At 39.9% G+C, this 15,236-nt stretch carries 14 protein-coding genes; 4 read left to right on the top strand and 10 right to left on the bottom strand.

Annotation, left to right across the window (positions count from 1 at the left end; all coding sequences use genetic code 11):
• Positions 1–6: 6 nt before the first annotated feature.
• The 9 genes from HT685_RS01440 to HT685_RS01400 all read right to left on the bottom strand — a co-directional run bounded on the left by HT685_RS01440 (position 7) and on the right by HT685_RS01400 (position 10,709).
• Positions 7–462 carry an NUDIX hydrolase gene (locus HT685_RS01440; protein WP_173278913.1) on the bottom strand — a complete coding sequence of 152 codons (456 nt, stop codon included), beginning with the start codon at positions 460–462 and terminating at the stop codon, positions 7–9.
• 140 nt (positions 463–602) lie between these two features.
• On the bottom strand, positions 603–1,724 hold the full coding sequence (gene mnmA, locus HT685_RS01435; protein ID WP_001282953.1) for a tRNA 2-thiouridine(34) synthase MnmA: 1,122 nt from the start codon (positions 1,722–1,724) through the stop codon (positions 603–605).
• 712 nt (positions 1,725–2,436) lie between these two features.
• Positions 2,437–3,828 carry an argininosuccinate lyase gene (argH, locus tag HT685_RS01430; protein ID WP_173225030.1) on the bottom strand — a complete coding sequence of 464 codons (1,392 nt, stop codon included), beginning with the start codon at positions 3,826–3,828 and terminating at the stop codon, positions 2,437–2,439.
• 28 nt (positions 3,829–3,856) lie between these two features.
• The gene (locus HT685_RS01425) at positions 3,857–5,053 is read right to left on the bottom strand and encodes an argininosuccinate synthase (RefSeq protein ID WP_173278912.1); all 1,197 of its coding nucleotides are present in this window, start codon (positions 5,051–5,053) and stop codon (positions 3,857–3,859) included.
• 16 nt (positions 5,054–5,069) lie between these two features.
• Positions 5,070–5,876, bottom strand: coding sequence for an ABC transporter substrate-binding protein (locus tag HT685_RS01420; protein ID WP_173278911.1), 807 nt, complete (start codon positions 5,874–5,876; stop codon positions 5,070–5,072).
• A gap of 206 nt (positions 5,877–6,082) precedes the next feature.
• Positions 6,083–6,724 (bottom strand): ABC transporter ATP-binding protein, encoded by a 642-nt coding sequence (locus tag HT685_RS01415; RefSeq protein WP_173278910.1) that lies wholly within the window; start codon positions 6,722–6,724, stop codon positions 6,083–6,085.
• Complete coding sequence (locus tag HT685_RS01410) at positions 6,721–8,829, bottom strand: bacteriocin-associated integral membrane family protein (protein WP_173278909.1); 2,109 nt, start codon at positions 8,827–8,829, stop codon at positions 6,721–6,723. Before HT685_RS01410 ends, HT685_RS01415 begins: the two co-directional genes overlap by 4 nt.
• Positions 8,830–8,978: 149 nt before the next feature.
• The gene (locus tag HT685_RS01405) at positions 8,979–9,566 is read right to left on the bottom strand and encodes a hypothetical protein (RefSeq protein WP_173225015.1); all 588 of its coding nucleotides are present in this window, start codon (positions 9,564–9,566) and stop codon (positions 8,979–8,981) included.
• A 585-nt stretch (positions 9,567–10,151) separates the two neighbouring features.
• A complete protein-coding gene (locus HT685_RS01400) occupies positions 10,152–10,709 on the bottom strand; it encodes a hypothetical protein (protein WP_054383455.1) in 558 nt (185 codons plus the stop codon).
• Between the two features lie 409 nt (positions 10,710–11,118).
• Here HT685_RS01400 and HT685_RS01395 point away from each other — a divergent pair, with 409 nt between their 5' ends.
• Positions 11,119–11,982, top strand: a complete 864-nt coding sequence (locus HT685_RS01395) for a helix-turn-helix transcriptional regulator (protein WP_001268183.1) — start codon at positions 11,119–11,121, stop codon at positions 11,980–11,982.
• 51 nt (positions 11,983–12,033) lie between these two features.
• Here HT685_RS01395 and HT685_RS01390 read toward each other — a convergent pair whose 3' ends face one another.
• A complete protein-coding gene (locus tag HT685_RS01390) occupies positions 12,034–12,654 on the bottom strand; it encodes a LysM peptidoglycan-binding domain-containing protein (RefSeq protein ID WP_173251601.1) in 621 nt (206 codons plus the stop codon).
• A 241-nt stretch (positions 12,655–12,895) separates the two neighbouring features.
• On the opposite strand from HT685_RS01390, the gene sdaAB reads away from it, so the two are divergent.
• From sdaAB to HT685_RS01375, 3 genes are read left to right on the top strand one after another with little or no spacing between them, the layout of a single operon-like run.
• A complete protein-coding gene (gene sdaAB / locus HT685_RS01385) occupies positions 12,896–13,567 on the top strand; it encodes an L-serine ammonia-lyase, iron-sulfur-dependent subunit beta (RefSeq protein WP_000838910.1) in 672 nt (223 codons plus the stop codon).
• A gap of 8 nt (positions 13,568–13,575) precedes the next feature.
• On the top strand, positions 13,576–14,448 hold the full coding sequence (sdaAA, locus tag HT685_RS01380) for an L-serine ammonia-lyase, iron-sulfur-dependent, subunit alpha (protein WP_000500043.1): 873 nt from the start codon (positions 13,576–13,578) through the stop codon (positions 14,446–14,448).
• Positions 14,449–14,469: 21 nt separating this feature from the next.
• The gene (locus tag HT685_RS01375; RefSeq protein ID WP_173225006.1) at positions 14,470–15,102 is read left to right on the top strand and encodes an HAD family hydrolase; all 633 of its coding nucleotides are present in this window, start codon (positions 14,470–14,472) and stop codon (positions 15,100–15,102) included.
• Positions 15,103–15,236 lie beyond the last annotated feature (134 nt).

Below are 15,236 nucleotides of genomic sequence, written 5' to 3'. Positions count from 1 at the left end.
TCTCTCCTATTCCTCAAGATGAATGTGTCTTAGTTGGCCGTCCCAAGTTGGTAGGGCTGTTTTCAAAAAGGCTGGAACTAGCTGGATATTCTGGAGCTGATCCAAGTCAATCCATTCACAGGGCTGCCTTTTCTCATCTTCCTGCATGGTCAATGGGGCATCTTCAAGCAAATCCACCAGATAATGAAACTCGATATTGTGATAGGAAACACCGTCCTGTTCAAAACGATTTTCAACCACGAAAGCTAGTTGCCCAGCTTGAGCTTTGACACCCAGTTCTTCCCTCACTTCACGAACTACCGCGTCTTCCGTGCTTTCATTGACTTGAATCGCACCGCCGATAGTATAATACTTGCCCTTATCTTTGGTAACTAGAAGCTTGCGATTTTGGACAATCAAGGCTGTCGCCCGAACACCAAAAACTGTATTTCCTACTTTTGTCCGAAAGTCTTGCTGAGTCATTTTTGTCCTTTCCTCTAAACGACACAAAAACAGTCAAAACTCCAAAGAAGTGCAGGACAAAAAAGCCTGCAACATCCATGAGCTTTGACCATCATTTCTATTGCTTTTATTATTGTAGCAAATTGAGAAAATTTGTCAATCTAAATGTACTGACAAACTTGTCCATCGCGGTAAGCATTGTCAATCAAACCACCACCGAGACACTCTTCGCCATCGTAAAAGACAACTGCCTGTCCTGGTGTAATCGCGCGTTGCGGTTCTGCAAATATAACCTCTGCCTTGTCTCCTTTGACATGTACTGTCACCTTAGAATCAGGCTGACGGTAGCGGAATTTAGCCGTACATTCGAGCGTAAACTCCTCTGGCATGTCACGAGTAAAGTGGACCTGACTGGCTTCTAAGCTGGTTGACATAAGCGAGTCATGGTAGAAACCTTGGCCAACATAGAGGATATTCTTGCTTAGGTCTTTTCCGACAACGAACCAAGGCGCATTGTCACCGCCGTGTTGCCCACCGATACCGAGGCCACCACGCTGACCGATTGTATAATACATAAGGCCTGCATGCTCGCCCATGTCGCGTCCATCCACAGTCATCATGCGACCAGGCTGAGCTGGCAAGTAGTTGCTGAGAAAGTTTTTAAAGTTCTTTTCTCCGATAAAACAAATCCCTGTCGAGTCTTTCTTCTTGGCAGTCGCAAGACCTGCTTCTTCTGCTAGTCTGCGTACTTCAGGCTTTTCCAAATGTCCTAGTGGGAACATGGTTTTTTGAAGTTGCTCTTGCGAAAGTTGGCTGAGAAAATAGGTCTGGTCCTTGCCATTGTCCACGCCACGAAGCATGTGAACAGTGCCATCCTCATCACGCGCTACTCGAGCATAATGCCCAGTCGCAACATAATCTGCCCCCAAGGTCATGGCATAGTCCAAAAAGGCCTTGAACTTGATTTCCTTGTTACACATAACGTCTGGATTTGGCGTGCGCCCTGCACGGTATTCCGCTAGGAAATACTCAAAAACGCGGTCCCAGTACTCTTTTTCAAAATTGACAGAGTAGTAGGGAATGCCAATCTGGTCTGCCACCGCAGCCACATCCTTGTAATCTTCGGTCGCCGTACAGACGCCGTTTTCATCTGTGTCATCCCAGTTCTTCATGAAGATACCGATCACATCGTAGCCCTGCTCCTTGAGAAGAAGAGCCGTCACCGACGAATCAACACCACCACTCATCCCCACAACAACACGTGTTTTAGAGTTATCACTCATGGTAAGTCTCCCATCTATTCGTTTATTTATACCCCTCAAAATTCTATTTACTATGACTTTCAATAGAATTTCTTCGAGTATAGTCTTTTCGTTTGCTTTTAGGACTAGGCAACGAGTCGCAGGCATAACTTGAGTTCGCTCAATCAGTCTGGGAGACTGATTGAGGTTATAAATCAGACAAGCTAAGCTTGCATCTCATTTCGAGTTAACGACGTAATAAAAGATAAACGAAATGACTAGTTCACGATTGAAGGTCGTGTGTGCTTAACGATTGAAGGTCGCTTGAGCAGTATTCATTATAACATGCTTGGTTAGAGAAGACAAGAAAGAGGTTGTCAATCGACCAACCTCTTGTTCTGCGTAACTTCTCAAAGTAACTTCCAGCTCTCTCCCAAAACTGGAAGTTAGTCTCAGACGACGAATTATGCTAGAATTAAGCCTGAGACTTTTCGTGCGAAAAGTCTCAAACTAAACGCTAGCAACTGGAAGTTACTCTAAGACGACTCTGTTTTAGGGCTATTTGTCGTGCACTTTTTTCTGTGTCTTTTCGCTTTTGAACCCTTATATATCAAGAAAAAGAAAACCAGCGGAAGTTAGTCTAATACGGATTTCCACTAATTTCACGCGTTTTTCTCATACTAAAAGCTAGGTTGGGGGAAACTGGAAGTTAGTTTTAGAAGTTACCACCTCTTATTCTGAACCTATCAATCTATCACTTTCTAGCTTCATTCGCTTTCTTAGCTTGTTCTATCTGGTATTTGACTTGGTCAAATCCTGTACCTCCCAAGGAATTTCGTCTTTGAACCGCAGTTTTAGGTTGCAAGTAGACATAAATATCCTCAGCAATGAGGGAATGATAGGTTTGCAATTCCTCCAAAGTCCAGTCTTGAATATTTTTAGCAGACTTGATAGAGTCTAACACTAATCTTCCCACAACCTCATGAGCCTCTCTAAATGGCAAGCCTTTCCCTGCCAAATAATCTGCCAACTCAGTTGCATTTGAAAAGTCCTTCTCTGTCGACTCTTGCATTTTTTCCTTGTTTACCTGCAAGCTAGATAACATACCTGCCAATACATCGAGGGAATTTAAAATCGTTTCGACCGTATCAAACATTCCTTCCTTATCCTCTTGCAGATCCTTATTATAAGCTAAGGGCAAGGACTTCATGACTGTCAATAGTCCAAACAGATTCCCATAAACTCTACCAGTCTTTCCTCGAATCAACTCAGCCATATCTGAATTTTTCTTTTGTGGCATAATAGAGGAACCTGTTGTAAACGTATCTGACAAGGTAATGAATTGGTACTCAAAACTACACCAATTGATCATTTCTTCGCAAAAACGGCTCATATGCATCATGAGTATGCTGGCATTAGACAGAAATTCTAAGATAAAATCGCGGTCACTAACAGCATCCAAAGAATTTGTATAAGGTTGCTTAAACTCTAACAAATCGCTAGACAATTGGCGATCAATGGGGAAAGTCGTCCCTGCCAAAGCTGCTGCACCTAGAGGGCATAGGTCTGTATGCTTCTGGTTAAATTCAAAACGTTCACTGTCTCTCTGAAACATATTGTAGTAAGCCATCAGATGGTGGGCAAAACTAATAGGCTGGGCATGTTGCAGATGGGTATAGCCCGGCATGATCGTCTCCACATGATTTTCCGCCAAATCTAATAAAACACCCTTGAGATGGGCCAGTTTATCTAGGACATGGCCTAGTTGCTCCTTGAGATACAAGTGCATATCTGTCGCAACTTGGTCATTTCGAGAACGAGCTGTGTGTAACTTCCCTGCAAGGGAACCAATTTTTTCTGTCAGCAACACTTCCATATTCATATGAATATCTTCGTTTGCAATATCAAAATCAAGTTGTCCTTCCTCTAGCTCTTCTAAGAGCTCTTTCAAGCCTGCTTGGATCTTTTCTGACTCCTCCAAACTCAAAATGCCCGTCTGACCCAACATCTGAACGTGGGCTAAGGAACCAATCACATCAAATTTAGCTAATTTCTGGTCAAAAGATATACTCGCACCAAAGCGCTCTACCCAGTCTTCGACAGTACCTTCAAAGCGACCACCCCATAATTTTGTATTCTTAGCCATATCACATCCACCTCTCTATCCAATCGCCCTATTTGGCGCTTTTTTGAACCTCAGAATGAACCTTGGTTGGAAGTCCCCACAACTTAATAAAGCCAATAGCTGCATCTTGGTCAAAGGTATCTGCACTGGTATACGTCGCCAAATTTTCATCGTAAAGTGAATTTGGTGATTTCCGAGCCACGACCTGAGCACTCCCCTTATACAGTTTAACTTTTGCAGTCCCATTGACAACTTTTTGAGTCTCTTTAATATAAGCAATCAAGGCTTGTGTAGCCGGACTAAACCACAAAGCATTATAAATGAGATTTGATAATTCATTTTCTATGATTGGTTTAAAATGAGCCACTTCTCTCACAAGCGTCAAATCCTCAATTTCCTTATGAGCTGTCAGCAAGGTCACTGCCCCTGGACACTCATAGATTTCTCTTGATTTAATCCCCACCAAGCGATTTTCCACGTGGTCAATCCGTCCGACCCCATGTTTCCCAGCTATTTCATTGAGTTTTTGAATCAAATCTGCCAATTTTAGCCCTTCTCCATTGAGGGAAACTGGAACACCTTCACTAAACTCAATCTCAATGTATTCTGGCGTGTCTGGAGCTTCCTCTGGAGAAGATGTGATACCAAAGGCTTCTTCTGGAGCCTGATTCCATGGATTTTCCAAAATACCACACTCATTGGCACGTCCCCAAAGATTTTGGTCGACAGAGTAGGGATTGTCAAGGTCAGCAGGAACAGGCACCCCATTTTCCTTAGCATAATGAATTTCTTCCTCCCGAGACCATTTCCATTCACGAACTGGAGCAATCACTTTTAAATTGGGATCCAAGGCTGCAATGGATACTTCAAAACGCACTTGGTCATTCCCCTTACCTGTACAACCATGAGCAATTGTAGTCGCTCCTGTCTGATGCGCTATTTCAACCAATTTTTTAGAAATAAGCGGACGGCTCAAGGCAGATACCAAGGGGTATTTTTGTTCATAGTAGGCGTGTGACTGGAGAGCCACTAGCACATAATCTGTAGCAAATTCGTCCTTAACATCAATGACATAAGATTCGACTGCCCCAACCTTAAGAGCCTTATCATGGATGAAATCTAAGTCTTTCCCTTCACCCACATCCATACAAACTGCAACAACATCATAGTCTTTCTTTAACCAGGTAATAGCAACTGATGTGTCTAAACCGCCAGAATAGGCCAAAATTACTTTTTCTTTACTCATGTTCTTTTCCTTCTTTCTATTTTTCAATGGATGCTTTAAAGGCATCATCAATAAGTTTGTCTAATTCTCCAGACTCCTTCAACTTTTGAATGGTTTTATCGACTGCCTCTTTCAATTCCTTGCTATCTTTTTTCATGGCGACCGCGTAGGAATCATCTTGCTCTTTTTCAAAATTGAGGTCTGCGATTGCTAAATCAGGATTATTTTCCACAAATCCCTTGGCAACTGGTTCTTCAAAAATAACGGCATCCACTTGTCCTGATTTTAAATCTGTAATTAAATTCCCATTTTTAGGCAGAGATACGAGGGATGAATTTTGTAGCAAATCTTTCGCCATCGTCTCTTGAATCGAACCTTTCTGTGCTCCGACCTTTTTCTGCGCTAAGTCGTTGACAGACTGATAAGTGGCTAAATCAGATTTTTTGACAATGAGCTTATTTTTTGAAGTATAGTAGGGAGTTGAAAAGTCGAACACCTTGCTCCGTTCATCTGTCTTAGAAACACCTGATATGGCAAGGTCAGCTTTTCCTGATTGAACACTAGCCAGTACATTGTCAAAACTCATGGGAGATAGTTCCAATTCGACACCTAGTTCTGTTGCGATAGCCTTGGCTAATTCGATATCTGAACCCACAATCTGATTTTTCCCATCAACCACTTTTTGATATTCAAATGGAGCAAAATCTGGATTGAGGGCTACAACCAATTTTCCTTTGGACTTGATGGCTTCAATTCCAGCCGATTGATTGTTACTACAAGCAAATAGTAGGGGGAGCATCACTAAACCAAACATCGTCATCAACACCTTCTTCATCTTATTCATAACAAAACCTCCTTTATGTTTATTCTTTTTTGTTGTATAAATAATACTCCTATCCTCATCGTTTGTCAAGCCTAAATTGAAAAAATTTTCAATTTGAAACAAAAAAACCTAGAAATACTACATAAAAATGTCATTCCTAGGCGTATTTATGCTATTTCTCTCTGGAAAACATGAGTATTCAGTCAGTCAAAAGAAGCCGAACGAACTCATTTCCCCTTGCCCAATTCAATGATACGATGACATTGTTGGGCTACATAAGTATCGTGGGTCACAATAATAACTGTTTTCCCCTCGCGATTCATCTCTAAGAGAAACTTCAAGACCAAATCTCTATTTTCAGGATCCAGCGAACCTGTTGCTTCATCGGCTAAAATCAGCTGGCTGGGTTTTAAGATGGCTCTAGCAACTGCAATTCGTTGTTGCTCCCCACCAGACAACTCGGAGACCTTTTGATGCAAAGTAGCTGACAAACCTACTCTCTCTAAAATCTCTTCCACCTTTTTAAGCTTGTCTTTCTTGGACAATTTCACATATTTCAGCGCCAGCATAAGATTGTACTCGACCGTTTCATCATCAATCAGGGCAAAATTTTGAAACAGATAAGAGATATGTTCACGGATTATTGTTTGCGACTTGGTAGAATTGACCGCTAGATTTGTCTGACCAAAAATCTCATACCGTCCGCTATAATCACCATCTATCAAACCTAATAAATTTAACAAGGTCGACTTACCACTACCACTCTTACCAACAATGGCTACCAAATCCCCCTGATCAATCCTGAGAGACAAGTTATCCAAAATCACTTTTCCCCCAATGGTTTTGGTAATATTTTCCAACTCAATCATAAGATGCCCCCTTTCAATAACTCTACTAGACTTCTTTTCTCCATCCTAGAAGCCAAGGCTAACACAAATAGTATATCCAGACATGTAAAGCCTGCAAAAAGTAGGAGTGGCAAGAGCGCATGGGCAAAGAAAATCAAGACTAGAAGAGGCAAACTATAGCCCAGCAAGAGCAGGACTAGGAGAGGGCGATAGCGATCGACCAGTTTCCACCCCATAAACTTCTTGGTAATGATATCCCTGCGCTTCAATAAGAAAGTAGTAACGAGTAAAAAGTAGGAAATCATCATGCTAAGGAGACCAAACAAAGCAAAGAGTATATTAAGATTTCGAACTGCATCTCGATAAGAATCCACTTTCTCTTGTTGAATGGCTTGAATCGATGAAAATTTTAAATAATTCCCATCTGATAATTTCTCAACTAACTCCGTAATCACTTTTTGATTTTGTTCTGTATTTTCAACTTTCATCGGGTTGTTTAAACCTGTCGTTGACAAGCGAGTCTTTTCTTCCCACATCATGTCTTGATCATTTACTAGACTAATGATTGGATTGTGGAGATTTTCCTTTCGCTCATTATTATAAGGGAAGAAAGACCAATCTCCTTCATAGTAGGCAATTTCTACATCCATATCTTCTATTGTTTTCTTTTGTTGATCTTCATACTTCATAGAAAGATAGGCGATGGATTTTCCCAAGAACTGATTCTTGCCTTCTTGTCCTTTGTCACTGGCTGGAAACAAAATCACCTTTTTAGTGCCGATATCAGGTAACTTAAAGCCCTTACTCTCTAAAAATTGACGGTTTGCATAGTAAACATCTACTTTATCAGGCAGTTGGTAGTGCTGTACTTGTTCTGCTTTGATGACTGGTTTGATAGGAAGACTCCCACTTCGCACATAGTTTACTTGTGTTTTTGCTAGCAAATCTTGATAAAATTGGTAGAAATAATCTGTAGATTTCCCTGACCCTGCTAGCTCTTCTTGCCACAGGTTATCATTGAGTTGGAAGGTTTCTAAGGTCAGGTAATTTCCTTGGCTTACCCACTGTTGCTGATAAGCAAGCTCTTTGTTTTGCTGTTCTAGACTTCTCCCCACCCCAATCAGTAAGGCCGTCAGTAAAATAGTTGTCCCTATTTTCATCACATAATTGAAGATGAGACCAAGTTTGACAGATGAAAAACCTTTCAACATGGAACTGACTGTCATTTTCTGAATCATCAGGTAGGTCAGCCAACTGATGAACAAATACAACTGTAAAAGCAGAAATTGGGATAAGAGTAAACTTGGAAACAAAAGTTTTGGCCTGTAGTCCAGCACTAAAAATAGTCCCAAGTCAATGACAAGACTTCCACCCAAGAGAAGATAAAAATTAGTCTTTACAAAACCAGCTAAAATCGCCCTGCTTTGAAAACCAAGTAACTTTTGAACCCCCACTCGTTTCATCTCCATCATCGGCTGATAAACTGTCATTAAAATCACAAGCAAGATTGCCAAGATAAAGATAATGATAGATAGTAACAACTCTTGATTTAGCACTCCAACCTGACTTCGGTAAGTGGGTTCTAATAAAATCGTCTTATCTATCTGGAAAAAATCACTCCACTTTTGTAGAATGGTATCGCGATCTATCTCTTTGCTGGAGGTAATCATGTAGCGTCCATTTACAGTATGGGATTTATCCTCAATATAGGATTGGAAGGTCTGGAGTCGAATGAGTTTCACCTTTAAAAAGGTGGGAATGGTTCCTAGATTATTGGGAAGATCCTGGTTGCTGTAGACTCCCTTCTCATTCTTTGAAAAATCAAGAGAAGTCAGACCGAACTCCTGATAGGGGAAGGTTTCCTTATCAAAAACACCAGCCTTGACGACCTCATCGCCATTATCTACTTTGATAATAGAGACCTTGTCTTGGCTTGCAACCTCTTCAAAAAATTGGAGAATCGTTTCTGTCGGTTTAGTGACATCTTTCAAGTACAAGTCAAATGAATAAGTTGTCTTGCCCATCTCCTGAATCCGCACTATTTCTCGTGTAACATTTACATTCAAGACAAAAAACGTAGTACACAGCAAGAGCAGGAGCATACAAAGATGACTGATTTTTTTCATAGAGATACCTCCCGTGAAGAGACGAAACTGGGAAAAACTAACTTTCCAATAAAGCCACACAGTGATTCTCTCAGCTTAATTGTGTTCAAGGCTGAAAACACTGTGTGGTTTTTGAATGTTTAGAGGTTAGTTTTTTGAGCAATCGTCTATCAAAATGTCCGTTTATCTGTCAATAATCCGAGAAAATCTTGTCGTTTCAAGTCGGAGAAGTGTTTGGTAGAAAGACTTCCTTTTTGAAGTCCATCATCTCTAACCTGCAAATAATAGCTATGTTGGCTTGTTTTAATTGTCAAAAAATCGCCAAATATAAAAACTCTTTTCCAGTTGCGAATCTCAAATTCTTTTATCTCTGATTTTGGAATGCGGATAAGTCCTTGTCGCAAATCACGATGATGCTCACTTGTGAAAGTCATCCCATTCCCAATATTTCTTATCAGTAGTTCATCTGGAGTTACCATCACCAGCGCTATTTTAGTTAAGAAAATTTCAACTGTTGGTGGTAAAATCGCTAGATTAAACCAAGGGTGTAAGTAGCGATAAGCTAAGAAATAGTTAGGTTCCTCACCCAATCCTAGTTGTTTATATAAGGTCTTGACCTCACTATCTAACCTCGCTTCAAAAGACACATCCGAATGCGCTTCTTCCTTCTTCTGATTAAAATAACGCATCCAGACTAGAAAACCTATAAAGACTATAATAAATATTCCTGATAAGAGATATTTTACATTGTAGTTCATCACTTAACCTCCTGATTCACGACTTAATCTAATCAACATAGGGTAGAGACGACTTATATTATAGTATATTGAGGTTAGAACAAGACGAGTCTGGGACAAAAAGATTTTGATTTTACGAATTCTTTATTATAAGTTTTTAAAATCGATAGATTAGACAAAAAAACGAACAAAATAGAATTATGAGTGCCATATAACTTGTTTTTGTTCGCTTTTTATATTTAAGGTTAGACTTTTGTCCCAGACTCAAATATCTTAATTACGTTGTCTCTTCCTAATTCAATCTACTATAAAATACTTTTCCTACTATATGCGAACTAAGTCCCCTAACAAGAGATAGCATTTAATGCTACTCCTGCTACAACAACAGCTACATTAAATTTAGCTAATTGAGATGAGGTAAATTTAGATTATTAACTTTAGTAAACAAGAGAAATTCCTATTTTTTCTTTTTATCATTGAAAAAATAAAAAATAAAATTTTCAATCATCAGTGTTACAATAAAAAGTCCAATTAAATCAGTTAATTTCATCCTCATCCAAAACCAAATAATATAGGCTAAGATAGTGAAAACCGTTACTGTATATTTTATTGGTTTAAACATTTTAAACTATACCATGACAAAGTAGCTGCAATTGCCACACCAGAAGTTTTTACGGTAGATTTTAATACCAATTTTGCAATCTTTGGCCACGCTTTCTTTTGAATAAGTCCTGATAGCCCTCCCAGACCTCCACCGAATATATCTGTTAATAAATTTATTCCCAAAAAGTCTATAGTGGAGTCCAGCATACAACTCATCCAACTCCTAGAATAAAAATCAGACTTCATATTCTGCAGAACTATATCTGTTTCCTTTGGATCCGATAATATTCGAATTCCCTCCGCTATATAAGGAGCTTGTTCTTTACCATAAGTCTGTTGTAAAGCATCCATATCAATCACTCGATTACCATTTTCATCCAAGTAACTAGCAATTTCAAATAAATAACGAAATTCAGATGCTATTTCTCTTTCTTCGGAAGTCAATTGAATACTAGGTGATGAATTGTCATCCGCATAAGCCACAAAGCTAGGTATTGACACTGCGCTCAACATCGTAATAATCATCAACAAACTTAAACTTTTACTCAATCTATTAAACATCTTTCTACCTCCAGTCTATCGGTTATTCTATTCAATTGCCATAAAACTAATTTAAAAATATAATTTTAGTTCCCCTATTATAAATTATTTAAAAATTATCCATTGGACTCACCTTCCTTTCATTTTTACAACTAGCGCATTATATCGGCCAGTTCCATGGGAAAACCGTAGCAATGCTGAATAAGAAAGCAAGAATAACTAAAAAACGAAAAACTTTTTTATTCATACTCTTTCCCTCCTATCTGTATTTCGTATCTATAGTATACCTCTTCTTTACTCTATTTTAAAATTAGTTAACTTTTTTCACACACTATTTTAGTTTTCTTTTTTACTATTTCTGTTACTATGATACAATATTTTTAATTGGATTTTATTATTTGTTAACTTTTTTCACGAAAAGGAGAAAATTATGCGTTATGATTTCGGAAATATCTATAAAGAAATACGTGAGTCAAAAGGCTTGACTCAAGAAGAGGTCTGCGGAGATGTCCTTTCAAGAACTAGCCTATCAAAGATTGAAAGTGGCAAAGCAACTCCCAAATATGAAAACATGGAATTTCTTCTCCGGCAAATCAATATGAGTTTTGAAGAGTTTGACTACATCTGCCATCTCTATCAACCGAGCCAACGAACAGAAATCATGCAAACTTATCTCAATATGACTTCCATCATTGGTAGTAATAGTCTAGTTCATTTTTTTGAAACATGCCAAGACTATCTCAAGACCCACCACGACCTGCCTATAGAAGAAATAAGGGATATGCTGGAAATTGTCATTCATATCCGTCAACATGGTACAGAGCAACTGTCAGACCAAGTGAAACAGACTGTCAAAAAACTTTGGGAAAAAATTGAAAAACAAGATACATGGTATGAAAATGACCTAAAAATCCTCAATACCATCCTTTTCAGCTTTCCCATTGATCACCTCCATCTCATTACTGGAAAAATCTTGCAACGCTTGGAAGTCTATAAAAACTACCAACATTTATATGACTTACGAATGGCAATCCTACTCAATCTGTCCACCATTTACTTATACCATCAAGACAAAAACATGTGTCAACAAATCTGCTATACTTTACTAGAGGATGCCAAGAAAAAGAAGCACTACGATAGACTTGCTATCTGCTATGTCCGTATCGGGATTTGTAGGGATGACGCTAGACTTATCCAAAAAGGTTTCTCACTTCTGGAGCTGACCGAGGAAACTTCTATGCTGTCTCATCTCAAAAAAGAAGTAGAGATCTATTCTCAACCGAAGGAAATATAAAAAAGTCGAGGGATTTCCTCGACCTTTTCATATTATTCTGTTCGTCAGTTCTTAATACCAGCCATTGTTAAGCCAGAAGTTTTTAGCGGCTGTCCATGAACCGTAACGTCCTGCAACATAGGCATCTGCTACACGTTCTTGGTTTTCAGCTGAGTAGTCACCGTTCAAGTATGAATCTGTCAATTGGTAACGTCCGATATAACGTCCGTTTGTAGCTGTGTAGCTACCGCCTGATTCTTTCTGAGCGATCCATTCTTTGGCTTCTGCTTCAGATCCGCTTACAGTTGAAGCAACAATTTCTTCTGCTACTGTTTCGCTTGCTACTGGAGTTTCCTCCTCTACCTCTGTAGTTTCTGCCACGGTGGCTGAAACAGCCTCATCTTGGGCAGCTGGAGCTTCATAAGTCGTTGAAGCTGGTGCTGCTGGCGCTACAGGACCATCGATAACCAACTCTTGACCAACATAAATCAAATGAATGTTATCAATGTGGTTGTTTTCTGCCAATTTTTCAACTGTTGTGTTGTGAGTTTCAGCGATTTCTGAAAGTGTATCACCTTCTTTAACTGTGTAAGTTGATGATTCTTGAGCAGATACAAATGATGGAGCAAATACTGCAAACAAGGCAGCTACTCCTGCAAGAGTTGTTTTAATCTTTTTAGTTGTTGATTTCATATTTGAAAATTCTCCTTCTTTCTATACTTCTATCATACCCTTTAAATATTACTGTTTCTTGACACTTTTATGTAGAAATATTACAAAATTATTTTTTATTTCCCTAAATAAGGTGTTTTTTGTCATAAAAGATACTATTTTTATGCTATTTAAGGTATTAGAAAGGTTTTCATCCACAATTAAAGTCAAGACCTTTATTCTTTGATATAATAGAGATAAGAATTTTTATAAGGGGAAACTGATGAAATCACTTCGTTTTCAATCTGTCTTTGATATCATCGGACCAGTTATGATTGGCCCATCTAGTAGCCATACAGCTGGTGCTGTTCGTATTGGGAAGATTGTCTCTTCCATTTTTGATGATACTCCGACAGAAGTCGAATTCCAACTATTTAACTCATTTGCCAAGACCTATCGTGGCCACGGGACAGACCTAGCCCTTGTTGCAGGTATTTTAGGCATGGATACAGATGATCCTGAAATCCCAAATAGTCTGGAGATTGCCCACAAACGTGGTATCAAAATTGTCTGGACAATTCAGAAAGACAGCAATGCTCCTCACCCCAACACCACTAAAATTACCGTTAAAAATGCGCACAAGACCATCAGTGTGACTGGTATTTCTATCGGTGGAGGAAATATTCAGGTAACCGAACTCAATGGCTTTGCCGTCTCTCTTAATATGAATACACCGACTATCATCATTGTTCATCAAGATATTCCAGGAATGATTGCCCTCGTAACAGAGGCCCTTTCTCGCTATGGTATCAATATCGCCCAGATGAACGTTACTCGTGAAAAAGCTGGTGAAAAAGCCATTATGATTATCGAAGTTGACAGTCGCAACTGTGATGATGCCATCGAAGAAATTCGAAAAATCCCTCATCTCCACAATGTCAATTTCTTTAAATAGGAGGAAGCATGTTTTATTCTATCAAAGAATTGGTCGAGCAAGCAGATCTGGACTTTCAAGGAAATGTTGCAGAACTCATGATTACAACAGAGTTTGAATTGACAGGTCGCGAACGTGAAGAAGTCCTCCTTCTCATGGAACGCAATCTGGAAGTCATGAAAGCCTCTGTCCAACTTGGCCTCAATGAAAATAAATCTCGTAGTGGTCTGACAGGTGGAGATGCTGCCAAATTGGATCACTACATCAAAAACGGAAAAACTCTGTCAGATTATACGATACTCTCAGCTGCCCGAAATGCTATCGCAGTCAATGAACACAATGCTAAAATGGGCTTGGTTTGTGCCACTCCGACCGCTGGAAGTGCTGGCTGTCTGCCTTCCGTTCTCACTGCTGCTATTGAAAAATTAGACCTCAGCCACGAGCAACAGCTGGATTTCCTCTTTGCTGCCGGTGCCTTTGGACTAGTCATCGCAAACAACGCCTCTATCTCGGGTGCTGAAGGTGGCTGTCAGGCCGAGGTTGGTTCGGCCTCTGCTATGAGTGCTGCAGCCTTGACTCTAGCTGCTGGTGGGACACCTTATCAGGCCAGTCAGGCCATTGCCTTTGTCATTAAAAATATGCTAGGCCTCATCTGTGACCCTGTTGCCGGTTTGGTCGAAGTTCCTTGTGTCAAACGCAATGCCATGGGAGCCAGCTTTGCCTTTATCGCAGCAGACATGGCCCTGGCAGGTATCGAATCTAAAATTCCTGTGGATGAGGTTATCGATGCCATGTACCAAGTAGGAGCAAGCATGCCAACTGCCTTTCGTGAAACAGCTGAAGGTGGACTCGCTGCCACACCTACTGGTCGTCGCCTCCAAAAAGAAATTTTCGGAGAATAAGCTTATCAAATAGGAGAAACCATGACCTCTATCACAGCGATTTTTTTCGATCTGGATGGAACCCTCGTTGACAGTTCTATCGGGATTCACAATGCCTTTACCCATACCTTTAAGGAGCTCGGGGTGCCTAGCCCTGATGCCAAAACGATTCGTGGTTTTATGGGACCGCCCCTCGAAAGTAGTTTTGCGACCTGTCTGCCTAAAGAACAAATTTCTGAGGCTGTGCAAATTTACCGTTCTTACTATAAGGAAAAAGGCATCTATGAAGCTCAACTCTTTCCTCAGATTGTAGACTTGCTTGAGAAGTTATCGAGCAGTTATCCACTCTACATCACCACTACAAAGAATACTCCAACCGCTCAGGATATGACTAAAAACTTGGGCATCTATCATTTCTTTGATGGCATTTATGGTTCCAGCCCTGAAGCACCCCATAAGGCCGATGTCATTCGCCAAGCCTTGCAGATACATCAACTAGCGCCAGAACAAGCCATCATCATCGGAGATACCAAGTTTGATATGCTTGGAGCTCAAGAAACAGGCATTCAGAAATTAGCCGTCACTTGGGGATTTGGAGAGCAAGCAGATCTACTAAACTATCAGCCTGATTATATCGCCCACAAACCCATAGAAGTTTTAGAGTATTTTCAATAACATAGACTGGGTAACAACTCCATTTCAGAAGAAAATGGAGTAATACCCAATGAAAATCAAAGAGCAAACTAGGAAAGTAGCCGCAGGCTGCTCAAAACACTGTTTTAATGTTGTAGATGGAACTGACGAAGTCA

This window comes from Streptococcus sp. 5004, from assembly GCF_013276755.1.
Taxonomy (GTDB): domain Bacteria; phylum Bacillota; class Bacilli; order Lactobacillales; family Streptococcaceae; genus Streptococcus.
This window is presented reverse-complemented; position numbering and strand designations above follow the sequence as displayed.

Coding starts and splice junctions, on each gene's coding strand:
- HT685_RS01400 (WP_054383455.1), bottom strand. CDS start 10,709: ATGTTTAATAGATTGAGTAAAAGTTTAAGTTTGTTGATGATTATTACG.
- HT685_RS01375 (WP_173225006.1), top strand. CDS start 14,470: ATGACCTCTATCACAGCGATTTTTTTCGATCTGGATGGAACCCTCGTT.
- HT685_RS01415 (WP_173278910.1), bottom strand. CDS start 6,724: ATGATTGAGTTGGAAAATATTACCAAAACCATTGGGGGAAAAGTGATT.
- HT685_RS01410 (WP_173278909.1), bottom strand. CDS start 8,829: ATGAAAAAAATCAGTCATCTTTGTATGCTCCTGCTCTTGCTGTGTACT.
- HT685_RS01405 (WP_173225015.1), bottom strand. CDS start 9,566: ATGAACTACAATGTAAAATATCTCTTATCAGGAATATTTATTATAGTC.
- HT685_RS01440 (WP_173278913.1), bottom strand. CDS start 462: ATGACTCAGCAAGACTTTCGGACAAAAGTAGGAAATACAGTTTTTGGT.
- sdaAA (WP_000500043.1), top strand. CDS start 13,576: ATGTTTTATTCTATCAAAGAATTGGTCGAGCAAGCAGATCTGGACTTT.
- mnmA (WP_001282953.1), bottom strand. CDS start 1,724: ATGAGTGATAACTCTAAAACACGTGTTGTTGTGGGGATGAGTGGTGGT.
- HT685_RS01425 (WP_173278912.1), bottom strand. CDS start 5,053: ATGAGTAAAGAAAAAGTAATTTTGGCCTATTCTGGCGGTTTAGACACA.
- HT685_RS01420 (WP_173278911.1), bottom strand. CDS start 5,876: ATGAATAAGATGAAGAAGGTGTTGATGACGATGTTTGGTTTAGTGATG.
- argH (WP_173225030.1), bottom strand. CDS start 3,828: ATGGCTAAGAATACAAAATTATGGGGTGGTCGCTTTGAAGGTACTGTC.
- HT685_RS01390 (WP_173251601.1), bottom strand. CDS start 12,654: ATGAAATCAACAACTAAAAAGATTAAAACAACTCTTGCAGGAGTAGCT.
- HT685_RS01395 (WP_001268183.1), top strand. CDS start 11,119: ATGCGTTATGATTTCGGAAATATCTATAAAGAAATACGTGAGTCAAAA.
- sdaAB (WP_000838910.1), top strand. CDS start 12,896: ATGAAATCACTTCGTTTTCAATCTGTCTTTGATATCATCGGACCAGTT.